The sequence below is a fragment of the Cytobacillus sp. S13-E01 genome, from assembly GCF_029193815.1.
Taxonomy (GTDB): Bacteria; Bacillota; Bacilli; order Bacillales; family Bacillaceae_L; genus Bacillus_BV.
Window position 1 is genome coordinate 1 of record NZ_JARFVC010000043.1, and the last position, 18,337, is coordinate 18,337.

At 36.0% G+C, this 18,337-nt stretch carries 17 protein-coding genes, 1 rRNA gene and 2 riboswitches; of the genes, 2 read left to right on the forward strand and 16 right to left on the reverse strand.

Annotated features, from left to right (window positions below; all coding sequences use genetic code 11):
• The 12 genes from PY093_RS18895 to PY093_RS18950 all read right to left on the reverse strand — a co-directional run.
• Positions 1 to 397, reverse strand: a 16S ribosomal RNA gene (locus PY093_RS18895); the annotation flags it as partial.
• Positions 398 to 748: 351 nt separating this feature from the next.
• Positions 749 to 2,074: an NCS2 family permease gene (locus tag PY093_RS18900; RefSeq protein WP_275647357.1), complete on the reverse strand. Its 1,326-nt coding sequence runs from the start codon at positions 2,072 to 2,074 to the stop codon at positions 749 to 751.
• Between the two features lie 134 nt (positions 2,075 to 2,208).
• A riboswitch (purine riboswitch) is annotated at positions 2,209 to 2,310 on the reverse strand.
• A gap of 132 nt (positions 2,311 to 2,442) precedes the next feature.
• Positions 2,443 to 3,981: a glutamine-hydrolyzing GMP synthase gene (gene guaA, locus PY093_RS18905; RefSeq protein WP_275647358.1), complete on the reverse strand. Its 1,539-nt coding sequence runs from the start codon at positions 3,979 to 3,981 to the stop codon at positions 2,443 to 2,445.
• 187 nt (positions 3,982 to 4,168) lie between these two features.
• A riboswitch (purine riboswitch) is annotated at positions 4,169 to 4,270 on the reverse strand.
• A 37-nt stretch (positions 4,271 to 4,307) separates the two neighbouring features.
• Positions 4,308 to 6,521 carry a transglutaminase TgpA family protein gene (locus PY093_RS18910; protein ID WP_275647359.1) on the reverse strand — a complete coding sequence of 738 codons (2,214 nt, stop codon included), beginning with the start codon at positions 6,519 to 6,521 and terminating at the stop codon, positions 4,308 to 4,310.
• Entirely contained in the window at positions 6,518 to 7,735 is a 1,218-nt protein-coding gene (locus PY093_RS18915; protein WP_275647360.1) for a DUF58 domain-containing protein, read from the reverse strand. The genes PY093_RS18910 and PY093_RS18915 overlap by 4 nt, the downstream gene beginning before the upstream one ends.
• Positions 7,736 to 8,698, reverse strand: a complete 963-nt coding sequence (locus PY093_RS18920; RefSeq protein ID WP_275647361.1) for an AAA family ATPase — start codon at positions 8,696 to 8,698, stop codon at positions 7,736 to 7,738.
• A 306-nt stretch (positions 8,699 to 9,004) separates the two neighbouring features.
• On the reverse strand, positions 9,005 to 9,580 hold the full coding sequence (locus PY093_RS18925; RefSeq protein WP_275647362.1) for an NADPH-dependent FMN reductase: 576 nt from the start codon (positions 9,578 to 9,580) through the stop codon (positions 9,005 to 9,007).
• A 3-nt stretch (positions 9,581 to 9,583) separates the two neighbouring features.
• On the reverse strand, positions 9,584 to 10,648 hold the full coding sequence (locus PY093_RS18930; RefSeq protein WP_275647384.1) for an LLM class flavin-dependent oxidoreductase: 1,065 nt from the start codon (positions 10,646 to 10,648) through the stop codon (positions 9,584 to 9,586).
• A 327-nt stretch (positions 10,649 to 10,975) separates the two neighbouring features.
• Positions 10,976 to 11,509: a YwhD family protein gene (locus tag PY093_RS18935; protein WP_275647363.1), complete on the reverse strand. Its 534-nt coding sequence runs from the start codon at positions 11,507 to 11,509 to the stop codon at positions 10,976 to 10,978.
• Between the two features lie 1,124 nt (positions 11,510 to 12,633).
• The gene (locus PY093_RS18940) at positions 12,634 to 13,482 is read right to left on the reverse strand and encodes an AAA domain-containing protein (protein WP_275647364.1); all 849 of its coding nucleotides are present in this window, start codon (positions 13,480 to 13,482) and stop codon (positions 12,634 to 12,636) included.
• A gap of 287 nt (positions 13,483 to 13,769) precedes the next feature.
• The gene (locus PY093_RS18945) at positions 13,770 to 14,147 is read right to left on the reverse strand and encodes a hypothetical protein (RefSeq protein WP_275647365.1); all 378 of its coding nucleotides are present in this window, start codon (positions 14,145 to 14,147) and stop codon (positions 13,770 to 13,772) included.
• Positions 14,134 to 14,700, reverse strand: a complete 567-nt coding sequence (locus PY093_RS18950; protein WP_275647366.1) for a DUF6036 family nucleotidyltransferase — start codon at positions 14,698 to 14,700, stop codon at positions 14,134 to 14,136. The genes PY093_RS18945 and PY093_RS18950 overlap by 14 nt, the downstream gene beginning before the upstream one ends.
• Before the next feature lie 497 nt (positions 14,701 to 15,197).
• On the opposite strand from PY093_RS18950, the gene PY093_RS18955 reads away from it, so the two are divergent.
• Together PY093_RS18955 and PY093_RS18960 are read left to right on the forward strand one after the other, a co-directional pair.
• Positions 15,198 to 15,503: a UPF0175 family protein gene (locus PY093_RS18955; RefSeq protein ID WP_275647385.1), complete on the forward strand. Its 306-nt coding sequence runs from the start codon at positions 15,198 to 15,200 to the stop codon at positions 15,501 to 15,503.
• Complete coding sequence (locus PY093_RS18960; RefSeq protein WP_275647367.1) at positions 15,487 to 15,663, forward strand: PIN domain-containing protein; 177 nt, start codon at positions 15,487 to 15,489, stop codon at positions 15,661 to 15,663. The genes PY093_RS18955 and PY093_RS18960 overlap by 17 nt, the downstream gene beginning before the upstream one ends.
• A gap of 480 nt (positions 15,664 to 16,143) precedes the next feature.
• Here PY093_RS18960 and PY093_RS18965 read toward each other — a convergent pair whose 3' ends face one another.
• The 4 genes from PY093_RS18965 to PY093_RS18980 form a co-directional block, all read right to left on the reverse strand.
• Positions 16,144 to 16,725 (reverse strand): ATPase, encoded by a 582-nt coding sequence (locus PY093_RS18965; protein ID WP_275647368.1) that lies wholly within the window; start codon positions 16,723 to 16,725, stop codon positions 16,144 to 16,146.
• On the reverse strand, positions 16,722 to 16,934 hold the full coding sequence (locus PY093_RS18970) for a hypothetical protein (protein ID WP_481769324.1): 213 nt from the start codon (positions 16,932 to 16,934) through the stop codon (positions 16,722 to 16,724). Before PY093_RS18970 ends, PY093_RS18965 begins: the two co-directional genes overlap by 4 nt.
• A 91-nt stretch (positions 16,935 to 17,025) precedes the next feature.
• Positions 17,026 to 17,286, reverse strand: coding sequence for a hypothetical protein (locus PY093_RS18975; RefSeq protein WP_481769325.1), 261 nt, complete (start codon positions 17,284 to 17,286; stop codon positions 17,026 to 17,028).
• A gap of 85 nt (positions 17,287 to 17,371) precedes the next feature.
• On the reverse strand, positions 17,372 to 17,995 hold the full coding sequence (locus PY093_RS18980) for a conserved phage C-terminal domain-containing protein (RefSeq protein WP_275647369.1): 624 nt from the start codon (positions 17,993 to 17,995) through the stop codon (positions 17,372 to 17,374).
• Positions 17,996 to 18,337 lie beyond the last annotated feature (342 nt).

Sequence of the window (18,337 nt, forward strand, 5' to 3'; positions counted from 1 at the left end):
CGTCAGACTTTCGTCCATTGCGGAAGATTCCCTACTGCTGCCTCCCGTAGGAGTCTGGGCCGTGTCTCAGTCCCAGTGTGGCCGATCACCCTCTCAGGTCGGCTACGCATCGTCGCCTTGGTGAGCCGTTACCTCACCAACTAGCTAATGCGCCGCGGGCCCATCTATAAGTGATAGCCTAAGCCATCTTTCAATAAGAAATCATGTAATCTCTTATATTATCCGGTATTAGCTCCGGTTTCCCGAAGTTATCCCAGTCTTATAGGTAGGTTGCCCACGTGTTACTCACCCGTCCGCCGCTATTCTTAGAAAGCAAGCTTTCTAAGAACCGCTCGACTTGCATGTATTAGGCACGCCGCCAGCGTTCGTCCTGAGCCAGGATCAAACTCTCCAATAGAGTTGAACTAGCACATGGAAGTGCTGACATCGATGTTGTCACAGGACGTGACGTTTCTTAATCGATGTTCATTACTTCATTTTTTTAAAACAAACATTGACGCTTGTGTTGTGTTCAGTTTTCAAAGAACTTTTTTGTGAATCAAATTCGCTCTTAGGCGACTTAAATAATATAACATCTATCAGAATCACTGTCAACAAGTATTAAAAAGTTGTTTAAGTTGTTTCCTGTGAAGCGACTCACTTATATTATCAATTTATCATTGATGAGTCAACTGAATATACAAGGTAATTATTACCATGCTACTTATACATAAAAGACACAAGCGATAAAGCTTGTGCCTTTCTATCTCTATTCAGTTAGGAAAATGAAATACAGAACAAAGATTACAAACAATCCATACATAATTGGGTGAATCTCTTTAGCTTTTCCTTTTACAAGCATTGTGATTGGATAAAATATAAAACCTATTGCTATACCAGTTGCAATACTATATGTTAACGGCATTGCAATGATTGTTAGGAACGCTGGTACTGCAATTTCAAATCGATCCCACGCTATTTTTCCTAATGTTGAGACCATTAGTACTCCTACTATTATTAATGCAGGTGCTGTTACTGCAGATGTTACTACACCTAATAATGGAGAGAAGAACAATGCTAGTAAGAATAAGCCCGCTGTTACTACTGAGGCAAAACCAGATCTACCACCAGCTGCCACTCCTGCAGAAGATTCAATATATGATGTCGTTGTTGAAGTTCCAAGTACAGCACCTACCACTGTCGCTGCAGAATCCGCAAACAACGCTTTACCCGCACGAGGTAATTTGTTTTCTTTCATTAACCCCGCTTGATTTGCAACTGCAACTAATGTTCCTGCCGTATCAAAGAAGTCTACGAATAAAAACGTTAAGATTACGACTAGCATTTGGATAGTAAAGACATCACCGAAGTTTTCAAAGGCTGCACCGAATGTTGGTGTAAGACTTGGTACAGCCTCTACTACAGCTTCTGGAACAGCAATTAAACTTGTTGCCATCCCAACGATTGCTGTTATAATCATTCCAATAAAGATACCACCAGTGATTCCTCTTACCATTAATATAACTGTAACAACAAGACCAAAAATTGCCAATAATGTATTTCCGTTTGTTAAATCACCTAAACCAATTAGAGTTGCATCATTGTTTACGATGATCCCTGCATTTTGAAATCCAATAAACGTAATAAACAACCCTATACCCGCACCGACTGCAAATTTTAATTCAGAAGGAATTGCATTAATGATTTTTTCTCGAACACCAGTGAGTGTTAACACGATAAAAATTAATCCTGATACTAAAACCCCTGATAATGCTGTTTGCCACGGAATTCCCATTGTTAAAACAACACTAAAAGCAAAAAATGCGTTAAGACCCATACCTGGAGCTAGCGCTATTGGATATCTCGCAATTAAGCCCATTAACAATGACCCCACCGCGGCAGCAACTGCAGTAGCTACAAAGACAGCACCTGGATCCATTCTCATTTCATCAGGTAAATCCGGGATTGAGCTTAAAGATAACATCGCTGGATTAACAAATAGTATATATGCCATTGATAAAAACGTTGTAAGTCCCGCTATTGTTTCTCTTTTATAATTCGTACCTAGTTCTTCAAACTGGAAATACTTCTTCATGTATGACTCCCCCTTATTTCCTTATAGTTTAATCAAAATAAAATAAAATATAAAAGGCGCCCGAGATAATCTCGTGCGCTTGACTAGAAGGAATAACAATTAAAAAGGAAGAGTAAAAAGGAATCACTCTTAATTTTTTTAATTAGATATCCCGTAGTCAAGCTATTTACGGTAGCTTGGTAGAAACTTATGGGCCATATTCCCAAGATTATACGACATATTCTTACAATATATAATTATGTAGTTATTGTATCAGCATAATTTGCAAGAGTCAATAAAAAAACGAACATTTATTAAATAAACGTTCGTTTCATTCGTGTTTTATGATCTTCTACGAGTATAAGTGAGGCACTCTTCTCTTTTTCAACCTATTCCCACTCAATTGTTGCTGGTGGCTTACTAGTTATATCGTAGACCACTCGGTTAACATGACTAACTTCGTTAACTATTCTTGTTGAAATTAACTCTAGTACATCCCAAGGAACACGTGCCCAATCTGAAGTCATTCCATCAATTGATGTTACTGCACGAATACCGATTGTATAATCGTATGTTCGTGCATCACCCATAACACCTACGCTTCTTATATCGGGAAGGACTGTGAAGTATTGCCAAATTTCTCGTTCAAGGCCAGCATTTTTCACTTCTTCACGAAGAATCGCATCTGATTCACGTACAATTTCAAGCTTGTCCTCTGTTACTTCACCTAGTACACGGATTCCAAGACCAGGACCTGGGAAAGGTTGACGCCATACAACATCGTCTGGAAGCCCTAATTCAGTTCCTAGTGCACGCACTTCATCTTTGAAAAGTGTATTTAGTGGTTCAATTAGTTCAAACTGCATATCTTCAGGAAGTCCACCTACGTTATGGTGTGATTTTATCGTTTGAGCAGTAGCGGTTCCACTCTCAATGATATCTGTGTAAAGAGTACCTTGTGCTAGATAATCAATGCCTTTTAATTTAGTTGCTTCATCATCAAAAACATAGATAAATTCATTACCAATGATTTTACGTTTTTGCTCTGGATCACTTACACCTTTTAACTTGTTCATGAAGCGCTCTTTCGCATCTACCTTGATAACATTCATATTGAATCCTTCACTGAATGTCTTCATTACACCTTCTGCCTCATCTTTACGAAGTAAGCCGTGATCAACAAATATGCATGTTAACTGATCACCAATTGCTTTGTGAATGAGGGCCGCAACTACAGAAGAGTCTACCCCACCACTTAATGCACAAAGAACATTTTTATCTCCAACCAATGAGCGGATTTTTTCAATTTCTACTTCGATAAAGTTTTCCATTGACCATTCTTCGTTACAGTCACAAACATTAAATACGAAGTTCTTTAAAAGATCATTACCATATACCGAGTGTCTTACCTCTGGATGGAATTGAACACCATACAAATTACGTGATTCATCGCTCATTGCAGCAATTGGACAAGATGGGCTAGTTGCATCAACTTTAAATCCTTCTGGCGTTTCAACAACTAAATCTCCATGACTCATCCAAACTACTTGCTCATCAGGTAGACCACTATACACTCTTGATTCGTTCTCAATTTTAATTGTCGCTTTGCCGTACTCACTATGTTTAGCCTTTTCTACCTTGCCACCAAAATGCTTAGTCATTAACTGCATCCCGTAGCAAATGCCTAGAACCGGAATCCCTAGATCAAAAATCTTTTCATCACAGCTAAAAGAATTCTCGCCATAAACACTATTCGGTCCACCAGAAAAGATTATACCTTTTGGATTCATTTCTTTAATTTCGTCAGCGGTTAGTGTATGCGGATGTAACTCACTATACACACCAAACTCACGAATTCGGCGAGTAATTAATTGATTATATTGACTCCCAAAATCTAAAACCACGATGGATTGCTGAAAACCTTGCACATCTATCACCTCATCATAAAATTTAAACAAACGACAAACATACTATATCAATATCTTCGTAATAAAAAAAAACAGTCTTACTCTTAATTATCTTTATCCTTTATTTTCCATATAAAAAAGAACTAGAGTTCCGCTTTCAATGAAGGCAGAATTCTAGTTCTATAGTACAAAATTGTACAAATAACTCTATCGAATAGTCTGCCTTCATAGTCAGGTTATTTACGGTAACCCGGTAGAAACTTTCGAACCCTATTATCGAGGATATATGAAGGAAAAATAGTAACCTATTAAATTGAGTTAATTCTAACAGTGATTTATATTTAAGGTCAAGACGATGTCTTTTTAATTAAATTTTCCCATAATTCTACCGACTTAATCCATTCTTCTTTTGCATTGTCACTCCTGTATAAGGCCTTTTCAAAACTTAACGTCAAATTCTTCATATCGTTGGAACTGAAGAATTTATCTACATAAACTGCATAGTCCCTTAATGTTTGGCCCTCTTTGCGTTTTAGTCCATAATAATCGAGACGCTTTAACAATACTTTATACGCAATAAAATAGACTTTATCATTTTTACGATACTTATATAACAAAATCGCAACGAACGGGAACCATTTTCCTCTTGTTTTAAAAATAATAAAAACAACTAGCAGGATTGAAATTATATATCCCATAACTACTTTCCACGAGATGTTTGAGGTATCTATTTTAAGCTTTTCAAACCAATTTTCTTCTTTAGGAGTATAACCTGCGCTTTCCTCTTCTTCTAGACCTGGCTCTGGCATTTCAGGTTTCTCGATTTCTGGGGTTTGAACCGCATCCGTCTCTTCATCATTTAATGACAAATCATAGACAAATTCAGATGGGTTCGTAAATCCTATCGTTGGTTCGAATGGAATCCATCCATATCCAGGGAAATAAGCTTCAACCCAAGAGTGTGCATTATTATTAGTAATCTCATATGAACGTAATCCATCTTCAGTCGTACCAACATATTCTCCATCTGAATATCCCTTCACCCATCTAGCTGGTATACCGACAGAGCGTAGTAGCACAATCATAGATGTAGAGAAATTATCGCAATACCCTCTTTTTGTATCAAATAGAAATTGGTCAACATAGTCTTCATCATTACCCGGAACTCCAACATTTTTCCTATCATAGCTAAAATCGCTTTGCTTAAAATAACTTTCAATACTTCTAACTTTTTGATAACGGTTAGAATCTAAAGCGGTAATTTCTTCAGCTAGCTCTCTTACCCTTTCAGGAAGTTCCTCTGGTAATTGTGTATATTGCTTAATAAACTCTTCATTAGACTCTAAACTAATACCAAAGTTTTCATCCTTTAAGTCACGCAGTTGCTCAACTGGAAATTGCGGATAGTTATAAGTTACCGAATATTCCTCTAATGAAATCGGAGAAGTTCCCCGAATCGTATTAATCTTTTCAGTAAGCGGATTTACACTAAATAATACGTCAGGATCTGCTTGAACAGATAATAGCTCTAATGGGTATATAAGATGGTTATATCTTATATTAAGAGTAATATGTGCCTCAGCTAACTCTCTTCCTGTCTTTTCCTCATACCAATTTAACACAGTGTTTTCTTGATTAAACGATCTTCTCACGGGATTTGATGAGGTGATCCAACCCTTACCTGTATAAACATCCTTCGTTTCAACACGCCAATATTGTCCTTTACTAGCCTTTGCTGTAAACACAAGAGTGTCATCAGCAATAAACGGTCCACCTAACTGGGTATCATTTGTTCCATAGCCAACCTTCTTAATACCTTCACCCATTCCCTCACTATCTCCTTTACCATAGCCTGTTAGATAGGGCACTGGGTCAGGCCATTGAGGTGCTGCTTTGGGAGCAAAAAAGCCTACTGTTGTTGAACTAGCAATTAACACGATTAGTGGAATAATCATTTTCAGAAGTATTGTCTGGCTATTTTGGAAACCTTCTCGTTCCCTTATACGCTCAATATACAGCATACCTAACATGATAAACCCGATAATAATCGTTCTAACGATGGCTACTTTAGCATCGTACGGACTAAAGGTATCTAATACAGTGATATATACAATTGTTAAAATTAAAAATAATAGTATTCTTCGTTGCAGGATAATCCAATAAATCATTAAATAACTCATCAACCATAAGAACATTAAAAACAAAAACGTCCTAAAAACATCTGACATCCCTAACCAGTTAGCATTCATAATTAAGCCAATATTGGATGAGAAATCAACTAACAACTCACTTACCCATCTAACATCAATAAAGAATCCATCATAAAAAAGGGCATGGAGTATAAAGAAAACAATAAACCATTTTAGAAACGATCCCACTAATAATCGGACCCGTAAAAAGTTTAATAAAAAACAAGCAGCAATAAAGATAATAAAAACATAAATATTACCTGTATCTGTTACGATTGAAAGAGGTCGCACCCATTCCCATAGTAATAAAAATCCAAATATGTGGAGAAATAGACTTCGACCATCTCTAGCACGACTTGTATCTACCGTCATGATCTACTCACCTCAAAAAATACTTCAGAATAGTGCCCTTCATAAACCACCTTTGCAAAAACATTTCGTTTTCTAAGTGTTTCGAGAATACTCAGCTCTTGACTTGTAAATTGAGCAACCTTTTCTTTTACTATAAAAACAGTTATGTTCATGCTTCTAGAGGCCAATCTCTCAAATGTTTGCAGCATGTCCTCTGTTAGCTTACTAGTGACAAACATGAAGGTCATTGTTTGTTGCATCTTTTTAGCTTCGTTCTCAATCACATGCGTAAAGGGTATTGTACTATTATCCTGTACCTTAGCTAAATGGTAAAAGATTTCCTGTAATTGAATTTCACCACTACGAAGTGGAAATAGCGAGCGTTCTTCACCAACGGACATAAACGCAAGCTGTGCTCCTTTTTTCAAGATTGCTCTTGAAAGTGAAGCCGAAAATGTAACAACAGGTTCAAATAATTGTGAATTGGAACGATCCATAAAAATAACCACATCGTGGCTTTGCTGTTGTTCGAATTCTTTTGTCATAATATCGTTTTTACGAGCTGAAGTCTTCCAATCAATCCAAGAGAAACGGTCGCCTGGTTTATATTCACGAACACCAATCGCAATTGCCGTGTCTCTTTGTAGTTTAACGTTAGAGGCTGTTGCTCCTTGTTCGAAACGACTTTCTAACTGACGATAAATCATCTCAATATAGTGGGGATAGACTAAAAATCGATCGGTCGACGTGAATACAACCTCTTTTTCAATTAGACCAAATAGGTCACCAGTCTTTAGTCTTATTGCAGAAAAGAAATGCTCTCCCCTTGGTATTGCGTCGAATACATATTGATAGGTGAGATTCCGTTTAAATCCTGGGTATAGGATAACCTTTGATTTTTTCGATTGTTTACTATGAAGCAACGAAGGAGATAGGTCCTCCTCCACAACCAAATACAATAGCGGAAACGGAAACCTTCGATTAATTGTAATTGTGCCGATAAGTTTCTCTCCAGCCATATATTCTTTTTGGTTTGTCTGTCTACTAACCTGCATTGATTTCATTGGGAAAAACGTAAAAACGATAGAGTATAAACCAAATGGTATAAAGCTATAGAATAAAAACCAGCTTACAAACCCTCCTTGAAACATCGCATAAACAAAGGAAAGACCAATTAAGAGTAGCACCAGTAATAGTTTTCCAAATAATCGGATATGATTTTTTGAAATTTTCATTTACCTATTCAACGTCCTTTGAACAGGCACAGGTGTCCGCTCAATAATTTTAGTTACAACACTTTCAGTAGTTACCCCGTCAAACTTCGCTTCAGATTTTAATATCATCCGATGTGGTAAAACGTATGGTGCTAAGAACTGAACGTCATCAGGAAGTACAAAATCCCTACCGTTGATTAATGCATATGCCTGTGCTGCTTTCATAAGGGCAATCGATCCACGTGGACTTGCACCTAAATAGACAGATGAATGTGATCTACTACGATCAACCAAGTCAATAATGTATCGCTTAATAGATTCTTCTACAAAAACATGCTTAGCTTCTTCTTGAAGTTCAATCAGCTCTTCAATTGTAATAACAGCTTCAAGTTCATTGATAGGCTTTGACTTTTGGGCTCTATTTAGTACTTCTAGTTCTTCTTGGATTGTTGGATAGCCCATTTTCATTTTTAACAAGAATCTGTCTAGTTGCGCTTCAGGTAATGGATATGTACCTTCATACTCAATAGGATTCTGAGTTGCCATAACAAAAAATGGTCTTGGTAATAATCTTGTAACACCATCAACAGTTACACTACTTTCTTCCATACCTTCGAGTAATGCAGCCTGTGTCTTAGGCGAAGTTCTGTTAATTTCATCTGCTAATAAGATATTCCCCATAATTGGACCCGCACGGAATTCAAATTGCATTTCTTTTGGATTATATATCGATACCCCTGTAACGTCCGATGGCAGAAGATCAGGGGTAAATTGAATTCTCTTAAAATCAGCACTTACTGATTTAGCTAATGCACGAACCATCATCGTTTTACCAACGCCCGGTACATCCTCAAGTAAAACGTGACCCTCAGATAACAAAGCAACTAGGCTTAATGTTGCCACATCACGTTTTCCGATCATTACTTTTTCAATATTTTCAATTACTCTCCCTAATACAGGGTGCATTGTATCTAGCTGCGCCATCATGCATCTCCCCACTCTCTTTACTATTTCAACCGTCACCTATAACTATTATACTATTCGTAAAAAACTTCTTAAATCCTCTAAAATTTGTAAACTATATTTGAAATTTTAAAAGAATCATGACCAATTAATTTTGACATATAAATCGGATAAAATGTCTCGTTTTTATTTTCAAACATAAAAAAACCAGGTTTTGAGTTAACAAAACCTAGTCTGTGTTGCTAAGTAAACTATTTTGTTTTGCTGATAAAAGCGATACCATTACCGCAATACCAATCGCGCCAGCTACTTGTTGGATCGTTTGTGTTATAGCGATTCCATCTCGTATTGTTCTTCTTTCTTCTCTCGTATTTCTGTAAAGGTTTCGTTCAATATAATGGTATCCTCAATCAAACGATCAATTCGAAACAAAACATCATGATTTGTAATTTCTTTCCGGTAGAAATCTTCTTCCTCAATAAAAACGTAAGTCTGCACAATTTGTGCTTTCATGTAAGCTAAAATAGGTTTTATTTGTTGCTCAGCCATCAAATAATGTTTTGAAGAACCTGCTGTAACAAGCATACTAACAACTTTATCACGTAATGCATTCTGAGGTAATAAATCAAATATGTTTTTTAATGTAGCCGGAATGGATGCCTGAAAAACAGGTGTCCCAATAATAATTGCATCTGCTTCCATTAAGCTTTTAGTTACATATCCTGTGTCACCTTCATATTCCAAATAGTTCCTTCCATCACTAAACTGAACATCATATTCAGCTAAATCAAGTAATTTCACTTCAACATCTGGGTATTTCGTCGAAAGTGCTTTAACAGTGTAATCCATCGCTGTTCTTGTCTTTGAGCCAACTTTTGAAGCCGATAACGCCACAATCTTCATTCCTTACGCCTCCGATTTTCGTGTATATTTTTTAATGGCAGGTAAAATTTCTGTACCAATCAAATCAATATTTTTCATTAACCTCTCAAATGGAACTCCACCAAAATCAATTTGTGCAATGTATCGCTGATGTCCAAAAACTTCATGCTGGTAGAGAATTTTCTCAATGATTTCTTGTGGACTCCCGATATTCATAATATTATGGGGATCCACTCCTTGGGCAAATTGCTGCTTAGGGAACCCAGTTCCGTTCGTCTTTTTCATCCCTTCATTAATATGTGGATACATATCTTTTAGAGCCTGCTGCGATGTTTCTGCAGCATAGAAAAATCCGGCAGTTGCAATTGGCAGTTCTGCAGGGTCAAAGCCTCTGCTTCTCGCTGCCTCTCTATAAGCATCAATCGTTCGCTTAAAAGCAGAAGCTGGACCACCTAAGTGAGCCATAAACATTGGGGCACCAGCATAACCGGCCCTTATCGCACTAGCTGGTGTTCCACCAACCGCTCGCCAAATCGGGATGAAACCTTTTTCAGGACGAGGAAGAACCTTTGCATTTTTTAAAGAAGCTCGGAACTCTCCACTCCAATTTATTATTTCCTCATCATTTATCTTCATCAACAACTCGAATTTTTCCTCAAATAACTCTTCATAATCACGAAGATTGTAGCCTAATAAATCAAATAACCCGACTCTTGATGCCCGACCAGCAATTATCTCTGCACGCCCCTTTGAAATCAAATCAATCGTGGCAAAGTCTTCATATACTCGTACTGGATCTGACGTGCTAATAATTGTAGATGAGCTTCCTAATTTTATATTTTTTGTTACCTGAGCAATGGCTGATAGAACAACTGAGTGAGCTTGTGTTACAAAATAATCCTGGTGACTCTCACCCACACTAAAGAAGTCAATACCCGCCTGATCGGCTAACTTTGCATATTCTATAATTTCATGAATTCGTTTTTCTGCGGAAATTCTCTCTCCGGTTAATGGGTTTGGTAAGTGGTCACCTAGTGTATAAATTCCAAACTCTAAACCCTCACTCGGATCAATACCGTATTTTTCCATCTTTTTCATCTTATTCACCTTTTTCAATTTATAGTTAATGGGTAACTCTCATATTTCCTACTCATCAATTTTTTATTTATTATTTATTGACTATACGGATGAACCTTTTATAAAGTGAACTTCAATCAATGGGGTTTTCACATCCCCCTACTGATTGTTAGTTGACCTTATTACGCCTGAAGCGTGCTATTCCTGTGCGACATCGGACCTAAGTGGCAGTTGATCGCCCACCTAAACTTCCTCGAATTCCTAATTTTTTTTAGTGGGGGTTTTACTGCCCTTAAGCGTGGGATAAAAATTCATACAAACCTAGATTTCTCTTATTTTCTATAAGCTTTTCTTTAGTTCTTCAGGTGATCCTTCCCAATATTCATTATTAAAATCAACAAGGAAGTTCTTCAAAAGTAATTTCGAAATATCATCCAATTTATCTAGTGAAAATTTTCTTTTGATTGCTTTATCAAGGGAATTTACATGCTCAGGCATCGATTTATGTCCCAACCGTTTTTTACTGCCTTCTTTAGTTACCTTAGAAACAATGATTTCACATGCACCTGCTCCAGAATAGAAAGCACCCTCTTCACCTCTATCGAGCGCAATCCAAACAATCCAATATTTTTGCGGTTGAACCAACTCATCCTTTTTTGCTTTAAAACTTACCTTCTGTTCTACACGGCTTCGCCCGTGTAAAGCACCCATATCAATAAAAACATCTTGATTTTCCGGGTCAATAATCACGGGAGTTACATTTTCTAAGGAGATGGTCCCAACCCCATAACCTCCTTCTCCTCGTGTTGGGTCATCTTTTATAATATTAAACTGTGTTCTTTTTTGGATTGATTCCCGCTCACTTTTCTCCATATTAGAATTTGCTCCCTCTATTATTAAATGTATTAAGCGCATTTTCTCTATTGTTGAGCACTATTAGATCATTTTAAGTTACTAAAGTTTAGTGTAGAAAATTTGTTTTAACTTTATAATTTATTTATTAGCTTGTCCTAATTTTAATAATAAACCCAAATGGTTGCTATAACAACTATTTAGGTTTAATGTGCTTCTTCATTTTTCAACTTTTCAAGCTTTTTGCTTTCTAATAACATTATATTGATCCCAGAACTCCAGATTCTTATTAATGACGGAAACAACCAAACAGTAACAGCAGAAACTAGTGTACCACTAGAACAAATTATGGACAAATTCAGTCATTCAGACGATCAAATTACCAAAGATGTTTACCTTCATGTGACAAAATATAAGAAAAGCACAGGGCGCCCGCCTATCGGCGACAAGCATAAGACAAGCCGGCTGGAAGGTTGTTCTTTACCTTCTGGACGGATTGGCTTATGACCTCGAGTCGATGGCGCCCGGAGCTAGACACTAAAACTTGGTACAAATTTTTATACTTTCTTATCTTTTAAAGAAAACTCGCCGAGTGGCGAGTCTGAAGGGCGAAGACAGAGGCGTATTTGCACTTATGCGTTTTAGAATTTATGGATATAAATTCTAATTAGGAACAAAAGCGCAGGGCGCCCGCCTATTCAACAATGATAACTTTGTACCATCAGTTGACAAGTATTTTTTACACAGTGAAGTAAGTGATAACACTTACTTTCACGAAATTTTTAAAATGTTACAAGTAATTCTTTTATTATTTGTATTTCTTCTTGTGAATTTGTTTTTCGCCTATATTACATCATTAAACCATGGGACCACTCGTTTGCATCGTCAGGAGCATATTCTAAGAATTCAGTATTAAGGTTTTTTTGGTGGTTTAAATCACGCCGCCCATTCATGGCTATCTAAAATAAAGAAAAATAGGTTTTAAAAAAATCTTGGTATTAGTGGTTTTCTACTATGATTCTATAATAATCTTAAATACAAAATAAAATTTGTATGAGCAAAAGTATGAGCATTTCTTAAAGAACATTTTTTAGTTTTTTTCCTTAACAAACCCTATCTCTATAGGATAGGGCTTGTTATAATTCTTATTCACTTTCAAGTTTATTTAATAAATTCTTAAGCCGTGTTATTTCAAATTTCCGTTTTTTAAACCATTCTTGGGACCAAATCCGGTGAATTTTCCATCCCAAGTTTTCAAAAACCTGCTGACGTAAACGATCTCGGTCTCTAGCCACTTTAGAACTGTGATAGGTTTTCCCATCACATTCAATCCCACAGAGATACGAATCAGGTCGACTAGGATTGACCACTGCTAAATCTATTTTATACCCCGAAGCGCCAACTTGAGTGTGAACATCATACCCCATATTAACTAGAGCCTCGTACACATCTTCTTCAAATGGCGAATCGAAAACTTTGGTGTTATCGGTAGATGAATATGTTGGAAGATGTCCGCTTCTAGCCATCTCCACGTAATCTCGTAAACGATGAACCCCAATACTCTTAGTCCTTTCCAAGGGAATATCTTGAGGCAATAAGGAACTGATCAGTTTAATATGATATTTGGCACGGGTTATAGCTACATTCAAACGTCGTTCACCCCCGTTTTTGGTTAACGGCCCAAAGTTTATATGAAGGTTACCATCAGGAGTTTTCCCGAAATCAATACTAAAGAAAATCACATCACGTTCGTCACCCTGTACGTTTTCCAAGCTCTTCACAAAAAATTCATCCATTTGCCCCTCTTTAAAAAAGTTTTCCATAGAGGAGTTATTTCTTCTCAAAAAGCCAATTTGGTCACGGATCTCCGTTGCCTGTGCATCACTAAAAGCAATGACTCCTAAGGAACGCTCTAGAATGCTTGAAGGAAGCTTCGTATAATTGGAGATATTCTTTCCGAAAACCAGTTGATTTTTATTAAGCTTGGTGCGCATGATAAACCCGAAAAGAAGTTGGATTTTGGAAACTTAGTTGTTTGGGGTATCAATGGACTCAAAGGGCTTGGGATTGTTTCATCTCCAATCTTGCATTTTATTTTTTGCGAACTATTTCTAAACGTTTATCATAATGTTGTAACCATTTCTTTGCAATATCCTTGCTGCTAATTTCGGCAGCTAGTTGAAGCAGCTACTTTCCCACCTTGATATGTTATTTTACGAAATAAGATAAGACGAGGATAGCCTGAAAACTTCTACCGCAACGGGGGACAGGCATCTTTTTGTTATATTCTTTCAATACCTTCTAAATTAAAATAAACATTTTTTGCCCTAAAGGGAGCAGGACTAGTATATTGTAATTTTAATCTCTCAAAATCACTAATTCGCTTCGAATGATAATAGGGATTAGTAAACGTTAGTTTTTCATTTCTAAGCCAACTTGGTACTTCAATTGCATGAATTTGAAAGTAATAATCTATTAAGGCTGATACTTTAGTTAAGTATGTTAATTCTGTATCATTGCATAATTCTAAGTCTATTGGTTTATTAAGGCTATCAATAAATTTCATATCCTTTGTTCTTAGGATTTCTAATAATTGATTTAAACTTGTATCTTCATCAGGATATTCGAATAATGATAATAAATACTTATTCCCAATCATATCCTAAATCCTCTCCTAAGTATTTTATAAAATTTATTTGTCTTTCTCCAATTAGAGTTAGCGGTATATAGTAATTAAAAATATTTAAAAGTTCCTTTTTAGTAGTAATACCCAAATCTTTGCATAGTAAATAGGCATCAACAAAATCCTTAGCAGGTTCTGGTCTAGCCGCTAATATTTTCATAGCTAATAATTGTTCTGCCCTAGGTTTTAATATTTTCAAGTTAGAATATACCCTATAGGTTTCTTTATCTTCTTTTAAAATAGCTTTTAGCGGCTCCTTAATCTCTTCATTTATCCAGCCATCTGAAAGATTAAAAATAAACTTAGTTTGGGCTAATATATTATCTAATAATTTCGAATTAGTTTCACTAAATACACAGTCTATATCTTTAGTTGCCGGCCTATTATCATATACCATTGTCATAATAGAACCACCATAAATTGTTATCTCTAGTTGCAATTGATTTTCTTTTAGTCGTTCATTTAAATAATCAAATATCTCTAACAACTTACCCTTATCCATTAATCCTATATTATTAGAATTAGTCACATTATTCCACCTCTATCATGGATTTAAAATACTATCTTCATTATATCATTAAAAATATCAAGCAAATAACCATTCTCATTAAAATATTATTGGGTGAATGTTCACTAAAAATAGCGCCAGACACTTCATACACTTTATTGTCATTAATACTCGTACTATTCTCGGTAAATAAGAATAGGACTACCTCCTATTACTTGGAAGTAGCCCTTCTAACTTTTTAGAATGAGTAGATTACATCTTGCCGCCCCTAAGGTGAGGGTGTGTAATATCTTACACGATGAGTGCAAAAAGTGCGGTATATCAAGGTTTTGTTAATTTCTGTCTGTAACATCTTTAACGGACATTTATAGTTTTTCATTGGATTGCGTTAGCAAAATGTTAGCATCTAAACTTGGGTCAAAGGGGACAGGTTATACTAAAAAAGGAGTCTTCTATCAGTGAATTTAAGTGTTATAATTATTAAAATAATGAATAAGAGAGGGTGATACTTGTTGGCAATGGAGGAATCGAAAGCAAAAGTTGGAATTAATCCTGAATTCCTACCTTTTTTAAAAGGAAAAAATGTAAACTCGGTTGATGAAGATGTTAATTTATCTCTAGCCATGTATCTGTTCACCGCAAGAAAACTAACACTCGGACGAGCAGCTGAACTTAGTGGTAAAGGCCTTTCAGACTTTATTCAAATCTTAATTGACCATAATATCCATTGGGCTGAGTATACAGAAGAACGTAAAAAACAAGATGATGAAACCATTGAATTCATTCTAAAAGAAGATGGTAAACACGATGAAGGCAATATGTAATACCAGCCCAATTATCGGCCTATCCATCATTGGTCATCTTGAATTGCTGTGGGAACTGTTTGATATCTATATACCACAAGAAGTATATAATGAAGTTGTTAATGATGGCAGTGACCGAGCAATCGGTAAGCATGAGTTAAGAAATGCTGTGGTTAAGTAAAATCATGATTTATGACCTTGGTATGAATAATTCAGGTTTAAGTAATTTCTCAATATTTCTAGTTAACATTTTAAAACTATCGGTTTATAATACTGGTTGTAATTCTAGCGAAATACGTCTCAAAACCTCTAGCAATCCTTTTTCAATTTTTTCATCGATTCCGCTTTGTATTTCTTCCACTCTCGTTTTTTTTGAAGGTTAATTGGTGCCTGTACCTGTTGTAATTCTTCTATTTCTTATTGACTATATTTTAACTTAATTTTTTGGTGAAAATAAAGATGCATATTTCTGCTTTTAACGGGTTCTCTATTGAGGTGCAAACACTTCAATTATCATAAAAAACAACACACAAATAAGCATAGGAATTGAATACTTATTCCCATGCTTTTTAACTTTATTTAATAGGTATTTCATTATCCAACACTCTGTCCCTGCATTGTAGAGAGAAACAGCTATGTTGACAGAACCTATGATTATTTCTTATTTTAATTTACTCATAATTGGACTTACCCAATGAGGAACATAGTTTGATTGATATGTGATGAGCCCTTGTGATGTTTCTATAATAAGTTCACCATCTAAATTACTGTTGTCCACAATCAATAGATTATCAATATGTTCTACGTTTTGAATAAGATTTTCAAGAGACCTTGTGTGTCTCCTAAGAATATCTTTTGTAGGGATATCATGACCACCATTTTTTACTCGCAACGCTACTCTTTCGATGTTTTTGTTAACATCTTTTAATCCTAGAAAGAACATTGTTACTTCAAATCCGTTATCCCTTGCTTCTTTAATTTGTTTTATAGCATTGTTTCCCGATAAGGTTGTTTCTATTGAAAAACTTTTTCTTTCATTTATGCATTCGCTGACAAGTTCTAATACTTTTCTGCCCGCTGCTAGTCTTTTGGATTCCGGATTTAAGGGGTCAAGTCTACGAGCGATAGCATCAGGATCTATGTTAATTTCAATACCTAATTTATCAATCAATAGACTACGAAAAGTGCTTTTCCCACTTCCATTATTACCTGCAAACACATACATCATAGGTTGTTCTTTCATTTATTTTCACCTTCAAGTTCTTGGTCATGTGGAACAATGGTCCCATCTGGATATTCCCTTACCCATCCCTTTTCAGTATTATAAATAATATATGTGTTATTTGCCTTGGCATCTATTTTAGCTCGTTCACCAGTCATCTTTACCCATTTATCAATCCACTCAAATTTTCTTCCTCTAGATTCTTCACTTTGGTCTAACACGATATTCACCGCCTTTTTCCACCTCATTTTCATTTATTTTATCACAAAAGATAATTTAAACCCTAAATTTACAGATTGAATGATATAGTTTTTGGATTCATTATTTTTCCCCTGCAGTTAATTCAAGTACAAACTCACTAGGGATATACCGCCCACTCGAAAAATTCTGGACCAAATCACTAATCTTTGGCGGATGTGGCGATACTACGACAAATGTCAATAGATTCTCGTGCACTCGATCATATGAATATTTTTGCAGGACCGTATGCCAGGCATCCAGCTTATGTTGATCAAATTGAAATTTGTCATAAAAGACCTGTATAAGAACCATCAACTTATAAATCTCTTTCTTATTCATCAAGGTTAAAATCCTCCTCACCCAGTCTCTTCTTACCTTCCTGCTGATTGAGATAAGATTCAATTTTTGAGCCAAACAACGTCTCCGGTCACAAGAACTTATTCCAAGCAGGATCAGACTGCCAATCAGCTGATTTCAAATCAATGACTCTTTTAAAATCCTCAAGCGTAAAACCTTCTCCATATCTGGCATAAATCAGTTCCCTCGTTTTAATAGAATTTAGTTTAAAGTTCTTTCCCGTCTTCTCATTTAAATAGCCAATAATTTCAGCATATGGAATCACCTTTTTCACGGAAAAAGAATTGACTGCGGGTTCCTTCATATTCTCCGAAAATTCCTCAGATGATATCTCCACTATAGGAGTAACTTGAGTTTCCAGCAGACTATCTTCAAACTCCTGTAATTTTTCATAGTCAATGCTGTACCATTTTGTCTTATCCATTTTCATCTGATTCCAATTTTCAGATAGAAGTAATCCAAGCATCTCTAACGAGCGAATCGTCCGCTTAATTGTACTTACTGACCAAAATGGCAGCTGCTTCTGCCACTCTTCGTATGTATTATAAACCCAGGTTCTCCCCTCAATTTTATGCTTACTGATCCCCAGCCAATAATGGATTTGCTGTAATACCACAGCCTCATTTAAACCAGTCTTAGCTGCCAAACTTGGAATAATCTTAACGGGGCTTTCATTGATTAACAACCTGCTCATCTGAACCTCTCCTTTAATGGACTTTTTAAAAAGGAACCTAGACTCGGTCGTAAGACACGAGCAGCCCACCGATTGGTTTATGTCCCTTCACTTGTTATATAGAAATAAAATGGGAAAAAGGACAGGTTCTTATAAAAATATTTTTGCTTGATGGAAATCGAAATAGAAGAGGATATATTATTTGAAGTAATCTTTGAAGTACTCTAATGAAGAAATCTATGGTATTGTTTGGGTCAACTAGAGTATCTCTACGTGTCATTCTGAACCTTTCCATACGTCAGGATGAACAAATCGGCTTGGTCATTTTATTCTAATGCATGTACCATAAAAAACCTATCAAGT